Source organism: Saccharothrix violaceirubra, from assembly GCF_014203755.1.
Taxonomy (GTDB): domain Bacteria; phylum Actinomycetota; class Actinomycetes; order Mycobacteriales; family Pseudonocardiaceae; genus Actinosynnema; species Actinosynnema violaceirubrum.
The window spans coordinates 2,122,649-2,139,032 of record NZ_JACHJS010000001.1; the positions used below are offsets into that span (position 1 = coordinate 2,122,649).

The window sequence follows — 16,384 nt, forward strand, 5'->3', positions numbered from 1 at the left end:
TGGGGGTGCGTCGGGGCGCCCCCACCCGCGGCGTGTCGATCGGGGGTGGTCATGGGTAACGACGCCAAGGCACGCGGCGGGATTCTCCCGCTGACGGGAGCGCAGACCGGCATCCGGCTCGCGCAGTACCGCGAGCCGGGCAGTCCGGCGTACACCGTGGGGTGGTACCTGGAGCTGCGCGGCCCGGTCGACGTCGACCGGTTGGCCGCCGCGGTGGCCCGCGCGGTCGCCGAGGCGGGCCCGGTACACGTGCGGTTCACCGACGAGGGGCAGGTCCCCGTCGAGCCGGACGTCCCCGTCGACCGCCTGGAGTTCGACTCGGTCTCCGCCGCGCGGGCGTTCCTGCTCGCCGACGCGCGCCGCCCGGTCGACCTCGGCGGTCCCGTGCAGTACCAGGCGCTCGTGCGCGTCGCCGACGACCATGTCCTGTGGTACCAACGGTTCCACCACCTCGTGGCGGACGTGTACACCGGCGTGCTGCTGGCCCGCCGGGTCCGCGCGCTCTACGCCGGGGCGTCCGACGAGGTGCCCCACGACCCGGACGCGCTCGTGCGCGTCGACACCGCCTACCGGTCGTCCGAGGCGTTCGCCCGCGACCGGGACTTCTGGCTCGACCGGCTCGCCGACCGGCCCGACCCCGTGCGGCTCGTGCCGCGGTCGGCCGGCCTGGTGCGCACGGTCGTCCGGCGCGAGTTCGAGCTGGGGCCGATGTCCTCGCGCACGCTCATCGCCGCCGTGGCCGCCTACACGCACCGCGTGACCGGTGCGTCCGATCTGGTCCTGGGCCTGCCGATGACCGGCCGGCTCGACGACACCGCCCGCACCACGCCGGGCATGGCGTCGACCGTGCTGCCGCTGCGGGTGCGCGTGCGGCCCGCCGACACGCTCGCCGGCATCGCCGCGGCCGTCGACCGGGAGATCGCCGCGATCCGGCCGCACAGCGCCTACCGGGGCGAGGAGACCGCCCGCGACCTCGGCCTGCGCGACGGCCTGCCCGAACTCGTCGGACCCGGCGTGAACGTCGTCGGCTTCGACCGCGACACCGCCTTCCCGGGCCTGGCGTCGTCGTTCCACCCGCTCTCGCTCGGACCGGTCGACGACCTGACGACCACGTTCCTGCCCCGGCCCGACGGCCGCGTGTCCGTGGTGTTCGAGGCCGACGCGTCCGTCTGCGCGCCGGCCGCGCTCGCCGACCACGAACGCCGGTTCCGCCGGATCGCCGCCGCCGACCCGGACCGGCCCGTCGGCCTGGTCGACCTCGCCGACGAGGCCGAACGCGCGGCCGTGCTCGAGCTGGGCGCGGCGCCGCGCGAGGTCGACGAGGTGACGTGGCCGGGCGCGTTCGAGCGCCAGGTCGCCCTGCGGCCGGACGCGATCGCCCTGGTGTGCGAGGACGAGGTCCTCACCTACGCCGAACTCAACGCGCGCGCCAACCGGGTCGCCCGCGCGCTCGACGTCGGTCCCGAGGACGTGGTGGGCCTGGCGCTGCCCCGGACACCCGATCTGGTCGTGGCGCTGCTCGCGGTGCTGAAGGCCGGTGCCGCCTACCTGCCGCTGGACCTGGACCACCCGCGTGAACGCGTGGACGCGATGGTCGCCGACTCCGGTGCCCGCCTGGTGCTCCACGCGCTCCCGGAACCGCACGACGACGAGTCGAACCTCGACGTGCCGATCGGTCTCGACCAGGCCGCGTACGTGATCTACACGTCCGGGTCGACCGGCCGGCCCAAGGGCGTCGTCGTGACCCACGAGGGCATCGGCAGCCTGATCGCCACGGCCGTCGACCGGATCGGCGTGACGGCCGACAGCCGGGTCGTGCAGTTCGCGTCGGTCGGGTTCGACGTGGCCGTGTGGGACCTGTGCATGGCGTTGGGCGTCGGCGGCCGGGTCGTCCTGGTCCCGGCCGAACGCCGGGTCGCGGGCGAGCCGCTCACGTCCTACATCGCCGAGCACGGCGGCACGCACATGATCCTGCCGCCGTCGCTGGTGGCCGCGCTGCCGCCGGAGCACCCGCTGCCCGAAGGCGCGGTCCTGGTCGTGGGCACGGAGACCGTGCCCACGGAGTTGATCGCGCGGTGGGCCGGGCGGATGCGGGTCGTGGCCGCCTACGGCCTGACCGAGGCCACGGTCAACTCCACGCTCTGGCACGCCCGTCCGGACTGGACCGAGGCCGTGCCGATCGGCGTGCCCGACCCCAACACCCGCTGCCACGTGCTGGACGCGGCGCTGCGCCCGGTGCCGGTCGGCGTCGAGGGCGAGCTGTACGTGGGCGGTCGCGGCCTGGCCCGGGGCTACCACGCGCAGCACGGCCTGACCGCGTCCCGGTTCGTGGCCGATCCGTTCGGCCCGGCCGGTGCCCGCATGTACCGCACGGGTGACCGGGCGCGGTGGCGCGCGGACGGGTCGCTGGACTTCCTGGGCCGGGCCGACGGCCAGGTCAAGATCCGCGGTTTCCGCATCGAACCCGGCGAGGTCGAGAGCACGCTCATGACCCACCCGGACGTCGCGCAGGCGGCCGTGCGGGTGCTGGCGGACCACCGCGACGTCAAACGGCTCGTGGCGTGGGTGGTCGGCGACGTCGACCCGACCGCGGCCCGCGAGCACGTGGCCGCGCGGTTGCCCGAGTACATGGTGCCCGCCGCGGTCGTGCCGCTGGCGGGTCCGCTCCCGTTGACGCCCAACGGGAAGCTCGACGTCGCCGCGCTGCCCGCGCCGGTGTGGACGGCGACCGGGGACGCGCCGCCGACCACGCCCGCCGAGCACGTGCTGGTCGACGTGGCGGCCGACGTGCTCGGCGTGTCGCCGGGCGTGCACGACAACCTGTTCGAGCTGGGGCTCGACAGCATCGCGGTGATGCGCGTGGTGTCCGACGCGCGTGCGGCGGGACTGGCCGTGACGCCCCGCGAGGTGTTCGAACAGCGCACGGTCGCGGCCCTGGCCGCCGTCGCGCGTCCCGCGGTGGCCGCCCAAGAGGTCGCCCAAGAGGTCGCCCAAGAGGTCGCCCAAGAGGTCACAGCCCTGCCCGCGACCCCGTTGCAGGAGGGCTTCTACTTCCACGCCCGGGTCGACGCCGACGACTCGTACGTGGTCCAGGTCGTGTTCGACCTGCGCCCGGACCGGGCCGCCGTCCGGTCGCTGCTCGACCGGCACCCGTTGCTGCGCACGGGTTTCCACCAGGACGACCGCGGTCGTGTCGGCCAGGTGGTGGCCGAGCGCGTCGAGTCGCCGTGGCACGAGTACGACCCGGCGACGGACCCGGAGCGGGTGCTGGCCGCCGAACGGGCGTCCGCGTTCGACCTGGCCCGCCCGCCGCTGCTGCGCGCCGCCGCGCACGGCGACCGGCTCGTGCTGACCCTGCACCACATCCTGGTCGACGGCTGGTCGCTGGGCCTGCTGCGGCGCGAACTCGGCGGCACGCCCGTCGACCCGGTCGACCACCGCGCCTACTTCGCGTGGCTGAGGTCCCGTGACGTCCCCGCCGCCCGCGAAGCCTGGCGGCGCGCACTGTCCGATGTGGACTCGACCCGGCTGGTCGAGGACCCCTCGCCCCGGCACGGCACGCACCGCGTCGTGCTGTCCCCGGACGTGAGCGGTCGGCTGGTCGGGCACGCCCGGACGCGCGGCCTGACCCTGGGCACCGTGCTGCACGGCGCGTGGGGCCTGACCCTGGGCGGCCTGACCGGGCGCACGGACGTCGTCTACGGCAGCACGGTCGCCGGTCGCCCGGCCGAGGTGCCCGGCATGGACCGCGCGATCGGTCTGTTCGTCAACACCGTGCCCGTGCGGCAGCGGACGCGCGCGACCGACACGCTCGCCACCGCGTTCGCCCGGCTCCAGGAGGAGCAGGCCGCGCTGCTGGACCACCAGCACGTGGGCCTGGCCGCGATCGGCGGCGGCGACCTGTTCGACACCCTCGTGGTGGTCGAGAACCACCCGGACGCGCCCGCCGACGTCGAGGTCCGCGACCGCGTGCACTACCCGCTGGCCCTGGTCGCCGTGCCGGGCGAGCGGATCGAGCTGCGGTTCAAGCACCGGCTGCCCGATGCCGAGGCCGCCGCGATCGCCGACCACGTGGTGCGCGTGCTGACCGTGTTCGCGGTCGACCCGGACCGGCCCGTGGCGTCGATCCCGCTCGTGGTCGACACCGGCGACGAGCCCGCGACGGTCGACGTGCCGGACGCCACGCTGGTCGACCTGATCGCCGAGCGGGCCGCGCGCACGCCCGACGCGGTCGCCGTGGTCCACGAGGACGACCGGCTCACCTACGCCGAACTCGACCGGCGGTCCACCGCCCTGGCCCGGCGCCTGGTCGGTTCGGGCCCGGTCGTCGCGGGCACGGTCGTCGCGGTCGCCGTGCCCCGGTCGGCCGAGCTGGTCGTGGCGCTGCTCGGCGTGCTCAAGTCCGGTGCCGCCTACCTGCCGCTGGACGCCGACTACCCGGCCGACCGCGTGGAGTTCATGCTGGCCGACTCCGGTGCGACGGTGGTCGTGCGGCCGGCGGACTGCCGCCGCGAGGACGCGCCCGAGGTCGCGCTGCCCGTCGTGGCACCGGATTCGGCCGCGTACCTGATCTACACCTCCGGCTCGACCGGTCGGCCCAAGGGCGTGGTGGTCACGCACCGGGCGATCGTGAACCGCCTGGCGTGGATGGACCACGAGTACCCGCTGACGCCCGACGACCGCGTACTCCAGAAGACGCCCGCGAGCTTCGACGTGTCCGTGTGGGAGTTCTTCTGGCCGCTGGTGACCGGCGCGGCCGTCGTGCTCGCCCGCCCCGACGGCCACCGCGACCCGGCGTACCTGGCCGCGACGATCCGCGCGCACGGGATCACCACGCTGCACTTCGTGCCGTCCATGCTGGCGGTCTTCCTGGACGTGCCGGAGGTCCGCGAGGACCCGTCGTGGGCGGCGTCGGTGCGTCGGGTGTTCAGCAGCGGCGAGGCGTTGACCGGGGAGGCGGCCCGGCGTTGGCACGACCTGACCGGCGTGCCGCTGCACAACCTCTACGGGCCGACCGAGGCCGCGGTCGACGTCACGTACTTCCCGTACACCGGTGCCGACGACGCGGTGGTGCCGATCGGCCTGCCGGTCTGGAACACGCGCGTCCACGTGCTCGACCCGCTGCTGCGGCCGGTGCCCGACGGGGTGCCGGGCGAGCTGTACCTGGCCGGCGTCCAGCTCGCGCGCGGCTACCACGCGCGGCCCGGCCTGACCGCGGCACGGTTCGTCGCGAACCCGTTCGACGGCGTGGGCGAGCGCCTGTACCGCACCGGCGACCTGGTGCGGCGGCGACCCGGCGGCGTGCTCGACTACCTGGGCCGCACCGACCGGCAGGTCAAGGTGCGCGGCAACCGGGTCGAGCCGGGCGAGATCGAGGCCGCGCTGACCTCGCGCGAAGGAGTGCGGCGCGCGGCCGTGGTCGCCCGTGACCACCGGCTGCTGGCCTACGTGACCCCGGCGGCGGTGGACACCGACGCGCTGCTGGCCGACCTGGCGACCGTGCTGCCCGCCGCGCTGCTGCCGCACGCCGTGGTGGCGTTGGACGAACTCCCGCTGACCCCCAGCGGCAAGCTCGACCAGGACGCCCTGCCCGTGCCGGGCGCCACGGGCCGACGCGAGCCGACGACCGACCGCGAACGCGTGCTGTCCGGGGTTTTCGCGGCCGTCCTGGGCATCGGGGCGCCGGGCGTGGACGACGACTTCTTCCGGCTCGGCGGCGACAGCATCACGTCCATCGCCGTGTCCACGCGGGCCCGCGCACTGGGTGTGGAGATCACGCCACGCGACGTCTTCGAGCACCGCACGGTCGCCGCGCTCGCGGCCGTGGCACCCGCGCCGGTCCGTGCCGAGGCGGCCCTGCCGGAGCTGCCGGCGGTGCCCGGCGCGGACGACGTCTGGCCGTTGTCCCCGCTGCAGGAGGGCCTGTTCTTCCACGCCGGTTTCGACACCGGCGCCCTGGACGTCTACCAGTCGCAGGAGACGATGGCCTTCGCGGGCCGGGTGGACGTCGACCGGTTGCGCGCGGCCGGCCGTGCCCTGCTCGCGGCCAATCCCGGTCTGCGGGCCGGGTTCACCGACGACGGGCTCCCGGGGCCGGTGCAGTTCCTGGCGTCGGCTCCCGACGTGCCGCTGCGCGTGGTGGACGTGGCCGACGACGCCGAGGCCGAGGCGCTGCTCGCGGCCGACCGGCGGGAGCGGTTCGACCTGGCCGCGCCGCCGCTGTTCCGGTTCCTGCTGCTGCGTCGGCCGGCCGGCCGCGACCTGCTGGTGATCACCCACCACCTGATCCTGTGGGACGGCTGGTCGGCGTGGCTGTTCCTGGAACGGCTGCTCGACCACTACGAGGGCGTGGACCGGGCGCCGGCACGCGGCTCGTACCGCGACTACCTCGTGTGGTTGGCCGCCCAGGACCACGACGCCGCCCTGGCCGCGTGGCGCACGGCCCTGTCCGGACTGGACGAGCCGACCCTGGTCGCGAACGCCGACCCGGCGCGCGAACCCGTGCTGCCCACCGAGCACCACGCCGACCTGCCGCGCGACCTGACCGACCGGCTCCGGGAGCGGGCCAGGGCGGGCGGGCTGACCGCGAACTCGGCGTTCGGCGTGGCGTGGGCGATGGTCCTGGCGGGTCTGACCGGGCGCGAGGACGTGGTCTTCGGCACGGCCGTCGCGGGCCGCCCGGTCGAGGTCGACGGGGTCGAGGACGTGATCGGCATGTTCCTCAACACCGTGCCGACCCGGATCGCGCTCGACCCGCGCGAGACCGTCGTCGACCTGCTGCGCCGCGTGCAGGACGAGCGCACCGCGCTGATGTCCTACGAGCACGTGGGACTCGGGGAGATCCAACGCGAGGCCGGGCACCGCGTCCTGTTCGACACGTTGTTCGTGCTGCGCACCGGCGACGGCGACGAACGCCGGGCCGCGCTGCGCTCCCGGGGCGTACTCGAAGTATCCAATGTGGACGGAACGCACTTCCCGCTGACCCTGGTCGTCACGCCGGGCGCGACCACCCGGGTCACGTTGGCCGTCCGACCCGACCTGGTCGACGACGACACCGCGCGGGCCGTCCTCGCCCGCTACACCACGATCCTGGCCCGCCTGGTCGACGACCCGGACGCGGTGGTCGGCACCGTCGACCGGCTGCCCGCGGCCGAACGCCGCGCGCTCGAAGCCGAGTGGTCCGCGAGCGCCGGTCCGACCAGTGAGGCGACGATCGCCGGCCTGCTCGCCGAGCAGGCCGCGCGCACGCCCGACGAGATCGCGTTGGTCTTCGGGGCCGAACGCCTGACGTACGCGACCCTCCAACAGCGCATCGACGACCTGGCCCGGGTGCTCATCGGTCGGGGCGCGGGTCCCGAACAGGTCGTGGCACTGGCGTTGCCGCGCTCGATCGAGATGGTCGTGGCGCTGTTCGCCGTGCTGCGCACCGGCGCCGCCTACCTGCCGCTGGACCTCGACCACCCGGCGGACCGGTCGCTGCTCATGGTCGAGGACACCCGCCCGCTGTGCGTGCTGTCCACGACGGCGGTCGGCCTGGTGCCCGACGCGTTGTGCGTCGACGACCTGCCCGAAGTCCCCGAAGTCGGGCCGTGGCCGGAGTTCTCCCTGGACCACCCGGCGTACGTGATCTACACGTCCGGGTCGACCGGTCGGCCCAAGGGCGTCGTCACGCCCTATCGCGGGCTGACCAACATGCGGCTCAACCACCAGGACGCGATCTTCGGCCCGGCGATCGCGGCGGCGGGCGGGCGGCGGCTGCGGATCGCGCACACGGTGTCGTTCGCGTTCGACATGTCGTGGGAAGAACTGCTGTGGCTGGTGGAGGGCCACGAGGTGCACGTCTGCGACGAGGAGTTGCGCCGCGACGCCGCCGCGCTCGTCGCCTACTGCGGGGAACACCGCGTCGACGTGGTCAACGTGACGCCGACCTACGCGCAACTCCTGCTGGAGGAAGGACTTCTCGACGGCCACGTGCCGCCGCTGGTCCTGCTCGGCGGCGAGGCCGTGTCGGAGGCGGTGTGGCGGCGACTGCGCGACACCCCCGGAACGTACGGCTACAACCTGTACGGGCCGACCGAGTACACGATCAACACGCTGGGGGCGTCCACCTTCGACAGTGCCACGCCCACGGTCGGCCGGGCCATCCGCAACACCCGCGCGTACGTGTTGGATTCCCGTCTGCTCCCGGTGCCGCCCGGATCGCCCGGCGAGCTGTACGTGGCGGGCATCGGGTTGGCCCGCGGCTACCACGACCGGTTCGGGCTGACCGCGTCCCGGTTCGTGGCCGACCCGTTCGGCACGCCCGGCACGCGCATGTACCGCACGGGCGACCTGGTGCGCGCCCGCGCGGACGGCAACCTGGACTTCCTCGGCCGCACCGACGACCAGGTCAAGATCCGGGGCCACCGGGTCGAACCGGGCGAGGTCGAGGCGGCCCTGGCCGCGCGGCCGGGCGTGACGCACGCCGCCGTGGTCGTCGACACCGGGCCGGGCGGGGTGAAGAGGCTGCTCGGCTACGTCGTCGGCACGGCCGACCCGGTGGCGTCGCGCGCCGCGCTCAAGGCGGAACTGCCCGACTACCTGGTGCCCGCCGCCGTGGTGGCGGTGGAGTCGTTGCCGTTGACCGTGAACGGCAAGCTCGACGTGCGCGCGCTGCCCAAGCCGGACAGCATCGGCACGGCCGACTCCCGCCCGCCGCGCACCCGTGCGGAAGAGGTGCTGGCCGGGGTGTTCGCCGAGGTGCTCGGCGTGACCGGGGTCGGCGTGGCGGACGACTTTTTTGACCTGGGCGGGCACTCGCTGCTGGCCACCCGGGTGATCGGCCGGGCGCGCACGCTGCTCGGCGTCGACCTCGCGGTCCGGGACCTGTTCGACGCGCCGACCGTGGCGGAACTGGCCGCCCGCACGGAGAACGCGCCGGGCGCGCGTCCCCGCCTGGTCCGGTACGACCGGCCCGCCGAACTGCCGCTGTCGCACGCGCAGCGGCGGCTGTGGCTGCTCCAGCAGCTGGAGGAGACCTCGACGGCGTACCACTTCCCGCTGGTGTTCCGGGCGCGCGGGCCGCTGGACGCGGACGCGTTGCGGGCGGCGTTCGGCGACGTCGTGGCGCGGCACGAGGCGTTGCGCACGGTGTTCGACGACCACGAAGGCGTGCCGTTCCAACGGGTTCTGCCGCCGACCGCGCCGGAGTTCGTCGTGGTCGACGGCGTGATCGTCGAGGACCTGGTCCGGGCCGAGGTCGGGCGGCCGTTCGACCTGCGGGTGGACCTGCCGCTGCGGGCCACGCTCGCGCGGCTGCGCGCCGACGACCACGTGCTCGTGATCGTGCTGCACCACATCACCACCGACGAGTGGTCCGACCGGCCGTTCCTGGGCGACCTCGCCGACGCGTACCGCGCCCGCCTGGCCGGTGACGCTCCACAGTGGACCGAACTGCCGGTCGGCTACGCGGACTACACGCTGTGGCAACGGGACCTGCTCGACCAGGTGGGCGAGCGGCAGCTCGCGCACTGGGCCGGGCGCCTGGCCGGACTGCCGGACGAGATCGTGCTCCCGGTCGACCGGCCCCGTCCCACCCGACCCACCTTCCGGGGCGCGCACGTCGACGTGGAGTTCGACGCGGTGTCGGCCAAGGGCGTGCGCGAGTTCGGCCGGGCCACCGGCACGAGCGCGTTCATGGTCCTGCAGGCCGCCGTCGCCGCGCTGCTGTCCCGACTGGGCGCCGGCGACGACGTCCCGCTGGGCGTGCCGGTCGCGGGCCGGGCCGACGAGGCGCTGGACGACGTGGTCGGGTTCTTCGTCAACACGCTCGTGCTGCGCACCGACCTGTCCGGCGACCCGTCGTTCCGGGCGCTGCTGGAGCGCGTGCGGGAGACGTCGCTGGTCGCGTTCTCGCACCAGGACGTGCCGTTCGAACTCGTCGTGGAGCGGCTCAACCCGCCGCGCTCGGCCGCGCGCAACCCGCTGTTCCAGGTCATGGTCGGCTACCACGGCCGGTCGGCCGCCGCGCCGGAGTTCGCGGGCCTGCCCGTCGAGTGGCTCGACCACCCGACCACGACCGCGAAGTTCGACCTGGTGTTCTCGTTCACCGACACCGCGGACGGCCCGCTGACCTGCCGCCTGGAGTACGCGGTCGACCTGTTCGACCACGACACGGTCGTGCGGCTGGGCGACCGGCTGACCGCCCTGGTGGCGGCGGTGCTCGCCGACCCGCACGCGCCGGTCGGCGCCGTCGAGCTGATCGCGCCCGACGAACGCCGCCGGGTCCTGGAGGGGTTCAACGACACCGCGCGGGTCGTGCCCGAGCTGTCGTTCGTCGAGCTGTTCGCCCGGTGCGTCGCGGCGAAACCCGACGACGTCGCCGTGGTCGACCGGACCCGGTCGGTGAGCTACGCGTGGTTGGACGCGCGCAGTTCCCGCATCGCGCGACTGCTGGCCGCGCGGGGCGTGGCCCGGGAGTCCGTGGTCGGCGTGGCCGTGCCCAAGTCGGCCGACCACGTCGCGACCGTGCTGGCGGTGCTCCGGCTCGGCGCCGCGTACCTGCCGCTGGACCTGTCGCACCCGGCGGACCGGATCGCCTACCTGGTCGCCGATTCCGGGGCATCGGTCGTCGTCACGACCTCCGACGCGCCCGTGCCGGTGGACGCGCTCGTGCTCGACACGCTCGACGCCGAACTCGCGACGTTCGAGGACAGCCCGTTCGGCGCCGGTCCGGCGTCGCTCGACGCGCCCATGTACGTGATCTACACGTCCGGGTCGACCGGTCGGCCCAAGGGCGTCGTCGTGCCGCACGAGGGCATCGCGAGCCTGGCCGCCACCGCCCTGGACCGGATGGCGCTGACCGCCGACAGCCGCGTGCTCGGGTTCGCGTCGGTCGGGTTCGACGTGGCCGTGTTCGAGCTGACCATGGCGCTGTGCGTCGGCGGTCGGCTGGTGTTCGCGCCCGACGAGGTGCGCGTGGCCGGTCCGGCGCTGACCGACTTCCTGCGCGACCGCCGGATCACGCACATGATCCTGCCGCCGTCGCTGGTCGCCGCGCTGCCCGCCGACTGCGACCTGCCCGACGGGTCCACGATCCTGGTCGGCACCGAGACCGTGCCGCCGGAGGTGATCCGGCGGTGGGCGGGCCGGCTGAACCTGCTCGCCGCGTACGGGCTGACCGAGGCCACGGTGAACTCCACGCTGTGGCGCGCGGTTCCGGACTGGTCGGGTGCCGTGCCCATCGGCGTGCCCGACCCGAACACGACCGTGTACGTGCTCGACGACCGGCTGCGGCCTGTTCCGCCCGGCGTGGTCGGCGAGCTGTACGTGTCCGGTCGCGGCCTGGCGCTGGGCTACCTGGGCCGGTTCGCGTTGACCGCCGAGCGGTTCGTGGCCAGTCCCTTCGGCTCCGGCGCGCGCATGTACCGCACGGGCGACCGGGCGCGGTGGCGGGCGGACGGGTCGCTGGACTTCCTCGGCCGGGTCGACACCCAGGTCAAGATCCGGGGCGTGCGGGTCGAGCCGGGCGAGATCGAGGCCGTGCTGGTCCGCCACCCCGCCGTGACGCAGGCCGTCGTGGTCGCCGACCGGGAGGGCGACCTGGTCCGGCTCGTCGCCTACGTCGTCGGCGACACCGACGACGACCTGCGCGCGTTCGCCGCGCGGTCGCTGTCGGAGAACATGGTGCCGTCGCTGGTCGTGTTCCTCGACGGCCCGCCGCCGACCACGCCCAACGGCAAGATCGACCGGCGGGCGCTGCCCCGGCCCGACTGGTCCGCGCTGGCCGGCGACGACCGGCCGACCACGCCCGAGCAGAAGGCCGTGGTGGACCTGTTCGCCGAGGTGCTCGGTGTGACGCCGGGCGTGCACGACGACTTCTTCGGCCTGGGCGGGCACTCCATGGCGTCGATGCGGCTGGTGGCCAAGGTGCGCCGCGAGTTCGGCGTCGACCTGACCCTGCGCGACGTGTTCGACGCGCCGACCCCGGCGGCGCTGGCGCTGCGGCTGACCGGTGCGACCGCGCGCCGTCCGGTGTTGCGGCGCTTCCCGCCGGGCGGGGTCGTGCCGACCGCGCCCGCGCAGCACGCGCCCCGGCCGGAGGCCTGGGACCACGTGCTGTTGCTGCGCGCGCACGAGCCGTTCGACGTGCCCGCGCTGGTCGCCGCGTGGGCCGACGTCGTGGCGCGGCACGAGCCGTTGCGGGTCGTGCCGCGCGACGGGGTGCAGCACCCGGTGTCCCCGGTGCCGCTGGAGATCGTGCCGGTGGACGAGGTGTCGTCGGCCGCCGCCGGGTTCGCCGCCGAACGCCCCGACCCCGGTGCGCCGCCGGTCCGGGCGCGGCTGCTGGTGGGGGAGGAGCACGGGTTGCTGGTCGCGATGGGCTACCACGCGGTGGACGAGTGGTCCGTGGTGCCGTTGTTCCGCGATCTCCAGCACGCGTACCGGGCGCGTTCGGCGGGTTCCGGTCCACAGTGGACCGAATTGCCGGTGTCCTACGCCGATTACGCGCGGTGGGCGGCCGAGGTGGTGGCGGCGGACGGCGAGCGGCAGCGGGCGTTCTGGCGCACGGTGACGCGTGACCTGCCCGAGGTTTCTCCGGGTCGGCACCCGGCGGGGGTGGTGGACTTCGCCCTGTCGGCGGAGCTGCGCGCGGACGCCGAGCGGTGGGCCGCCGAGGCCGGGGCGAGCCTGTTCATGGCGGTGACGACCGCGTTCGCGGCCGTGGTGAGCCGTCGGCACGGCGGCGACCTGCCCCTGGGCACGCCGGTCGCGGGTCGGGTCGACGAGGAGTTGGCGGACCTGGTCGGCGCGGTCGCCAACGACGTGGTGCTGCGCGTGGACGCGGCGGGCGACCCGTCGTACGCCGAACTGCTCGACCGGGTCCGGGCGACCACGCTCGCCGCGCTGGACCACGCGGACGTGCCGGTCGAAGTCACACCCCGGTTCGTGGTGGTGCCGCACGAGCGCGCGGTACTGTCCACAATGGATGGAGGGGTCGGCGACCTGGTCGCCGTGCCGACCGGGACCACCGGCGCGGAGCTGACGCTCAAGTACTACGTGCCGGCCGCCGGGGCCGTGACGTGCCACCTCGTCCACGCGGCCGACCTGGTCGACCGGTCGGCCGCCGAGGTGCTCGCCGAGGACCTGCAAGAGGCGCTGCGCACCGCAGTGGCCACCCCCACCAGGAGGATCACCCGATGACGAACCCGTTCGACGACCCCGAAGGCCGCTTCCACGTCCTGGTCAACCACGAGGACCAGCACTCGCTGTGGCCGTCGTTCGCCGAGATCCCGGCCGGCTGGACCGCCGTGTTCGGGCCGGAGACCCGCGACGCCTGCGTGGCGTACGTGGAGGAGAACTGGACCGACCTGCGGCCGAAGAGCCTGCGCTGACGCCGTTGCCCGGGCGGGCCTTTCGGCGAAAGGCCCGCCCGGACTGGGGCGGACGGGGGAGCTTCGGTTAGCCTTCCCTAAACGGTTCGAGGGGAGGTGCCGGTGTCACGCGACGCGATCCGCGGCTTCGGCCTGGCGGTGTCGTTCGCCGTGCTGGTCCTGGTGATGCTGGCCAGTCTGTGGATCGGCACCAAGGACATCCCGTTCACCGACACCTGGCGCCTGCTGTTCGCCGACGACGGCACCGGCGACGCGGCCCTCGTGCGGGCGGTGCGCGTGCCGCGGGCCCTGCTCGGCGTGCTGGCCGGTGCGGCGTTGGGCCTGGCGGGCGCGCTCATGCAGTCGTTGACCCGCAACCCGCTCGCCGATCCCGGTCTGCTCGGCGTGAACATGGGCGCGGCGGCGGCGATCGTGACGGCCATCGCCTTCTTCGGTGTCACGCACCCGACGGGCTACGTCTGGTTCGCCCTTGTCGGCGCGGCGATCGCGGCGACCGCCTGCTACGTCCTGGGCGCGTCCGGTCGGAGCACACCCACCCCCGACCGGCTCGTGCTCAGCGGCGCGGCGTTGACGTCCGTGCTGTACGCCTACGTGTCCGGGGTGCTGCTGCTGTTCCCGCACGCCTTCGACTCGTTCCGGTTCTGGAACGTCGGTTCGCTGGCCGGGCGGACTTTCGAGATCATCGGCCAGACGGCGCCGTTCATCCTGCCCGGCGTACTGATCACGTTCCTGCTGGCGAAAAGCCTCACCGTGCTGGCGCTGGGCGACGAGGCCGGTCGGGCGCTGGGCGCCCACGCGGGCCGCACCCGGGCGTTCGGCATCCTGTCGATCACGCTCATGGCCGGTGCCGCCACGGCCGCGGTCGGCCCCATCGGCTTCGTGGGCCTGACCGTGCCGCACGTGGCCCGCATGATCGGCGGCACCGACCAGCGCTGGGTGCTGGCCTACTCGGCGGTGCTCGCGCCGATCCTGCTGCTGGTGGGCGACGTGGTCGGCCGGGTGGTGATCGCGCCCCAGGAGATGGAGGTCGGCATCGTGACCGCGTTCCTGGGCGCGCCGGTGTTCATCGCCCTGTGCCGGCGGCGGAAGTTGGCCTCGCTGTGAAGACTCTGCGCGCGGCGACGCTGTCCGTCCGGGTGCACGAGCGCACGGCGTTCGTGGCCACCGCGTTGGCGTTGCTGGTCGTCGGGGTCGGACTTCTCACGTTGGTCACCGGGGACTTCCCGCTGACCGTCGGCGAGGTCGTCGACACGTTCCTGGGGCGGGGTGACGGGGCGTCGGAGTTCGTCGTCTTCACGTTGCGCCTGCCGCGGTTGGTCACGGGGTTGTTGGTGGGCGCGGCTTTGGCGCTCAGCGGCGCGGTGTTGCAGAGCCTGTCCCGCAACCCGTTGGCCGGGCCGGACATCATCGGGTTCACGCAGGGCTCGGCCACCGGTGCGATCGCGGTGATCGTGCTCGCGCAGGGTGGCATGACGGCGGTGGCCGCGGGGTCGGCGGTGACCGGTGTGCTGACGTCGATCGTCGTGTACCTGTTGGCGCTCAAGCGGGGCGTGCACGGATTTCGGCTCGTGCTCATCGGCATCGGCGTCAACGCGATGATGCTCGCGGTCAACTCCTACCTGATCACCCGGGCCACGCTGGAGAGTGCGCTTGCCGCGCAGTCCTGGCTGGTCGGCGGGTTGAACAACCGGGGCTGGGACCACGCGGCGACGGTGGCGGTCGTGTTGGTGGTCCTGGTTCCTCTCGCGTTGGTGCTGCAACGGCGTCTCGCTTTGCTGGAGATGGGTGACACGACCGCGATCGGGCTCGGTGTGGACGCCGGGCGGACGCGGTTGGCGTTGCTCGCGATCAGCGTGGGACTGGCCGCCGTGGCGACCGCCGCCGCCGGGCCGATCGCGTTCGTCGCGCTGGCCGCGCCGCAGGTGGCCCGGCGGCTCACCGCGTGCCCCGGTCCGGGGCTGGCGTCCTCGGCGTTGACCGGCGCGCTGCTGCTGGCGGCCGGGGATTTCGCGGTGCAACGGCTCTTCCCGACGGCCCAGCTCCCGGTCGGCATCGCCACCGGCGCGGTCGGCGGTCTGTACCTGGTGTGGCTGCTCGCGGGCGAGTGGCGGAAGGGGAGTGGGCGATGACCCGGCTGGTCGGCACGGAACTGACCCTGGCCTACGACGAGCGGATCGTCGTGGAGGGCCTCGACGTGGAGATCCCGGACGGTTCCTTCACCGTCATCGTCGGGCCCAACGCGTGCGGCAAGTCCACCGTGCTCAAGGCGTTGGCGCGGATGCTCAAGCCCCAGGGCGGCACGGTCCTGCTCGACGGGGCGGCGATCTCGTCCTACAAGTCGAAGGAAGTGGCCCGGCGGTTGGGGTTGTTGCCGCAGTCCTCGATCGCGCCCGGGGGGATCACGGTCGGCGAGCTGGTCGCCCGGGGGCGGTACCCGCATCAGAAGTTGTTGCGGCAGTGGTCGACCGAGGACGAGGTGGTGACCGGCGAGGCCATGCGGTCGACCGGGGTGCACGACCTGGCGGACCGGTTGGTGGACGAGCTGTCCGGTGGTCAGCGGCAGCGGGTGTGGCTGGCGATGGTGTTGGCGCAGCAGACCTCGATTTTGCTGCTGGACGAGCCGACCACGTTCCTGGACATCGCGCACCAGGTCGAGGTGCTTGATCTGTGTGCCGACCTGCACGACACGGGGCGGCATACGTTGGTGGCCGTGTTGCACGACCTCAACCAGGCGTGCCGGTACGCCACCCACCTGATCGCGATGAAGCCGGGCGAAGGCGTTGTGGCCCAGGGGAACCCGGCGGACATCGTGACGGCGGAGTTGGTGGCGGACGTGTTCGGGTTGCCCTGCCGGGTGATCACCGATCCGGAGACGGAGACGCCTCTGGTGGTGCCGTTGCGGCGACAGCGGGCACTCGTGGGTTGAGTTCCTGGCTTTACGAGCTTTTTCCAGCGGCCGGTGGCTTTGTGTTCGTGAACGCGTGAGTTATGCGTTCGGACACCGTGAAATG

Annotated in this window: 5 protein-coding genes; all 5 read left to right on the plus strand. The window is 73.9% G+C overall.

Going from position 1 to position 16,384, the window contains the following annotated elements; translation table 11 throughout:
- The first annotated feature begins 51 nt into the window (after positions 1-51).
- The 5 genes from F4559_RS10595 to F4559_RS10615 all read left to right on the plus strand — a co-directional run bounded on the left by F4559_RS10595 (position 52) and on the right by F4559_RS10615 (position 16,299).
- On the plus strand, positions 52-13,182 hold the full coding sequence (locus F4559_RS10595; protein ID WP_184668020.1) for a non-ribosomal peptide synthetase: 13,131 nt from the start codon (positions 52-54) through the stop codon (positions 13,180-13,182).
- Entirely contained in the window at positions 13,179-13,373 is a 195-nt protein-coding gene (locus F4559_RS10600; protein ID WP_184668022.1) for an MbtH family protein, read from the plus strand. Before F4559_RS10595 ends, F4559_RS10600 begins: the two co-directional genes overlap by 4 nt.
- Positions 13,374-13,475: 102 nt before the next feature.
- Positions 13,476-14,477, plus strand: coding sequence for a FecCD family ABC transporter permease (locus F4559_RS10605; RefSeq protein WP_312865569.1), 1,002 nt, complete (start codon positions 13,476-13,478; stop codon positions 14,475-14,477).
- Positions 14,474-15,502 (plus strand): FecCD family ABC transporter permease, encoded by a 1,029-nt coding sequence (locus tag F4559_RS10610; RefSeq protein ID WP_312865570.1) that lies wholly within the window; start codon positions 14,474-14,476, stop codon positions 15,500-15,502. The genes F4559_RS10605 and F4559_RS10610 overlap by 4 nt, the downstream gene beginning before the upstream one ends.
- On the plus strand, positions 15,499-16,299 hold the full coding sequence (locus F4559_RS10615; protein WP_184668026.1) for an ABC transporter ATP-binding protein: 801 nt from the start codon (positions 15,499-15,501) through the stop codon (positions 16,297-16,299). Before F4559_RS10610 ends, F4559_RS10615 begins: the two co-directional genes overlap by 4 nt.
- The last annotated feature ends 85 nt before the right edge of the window (positions 16,300-16,384 follow it).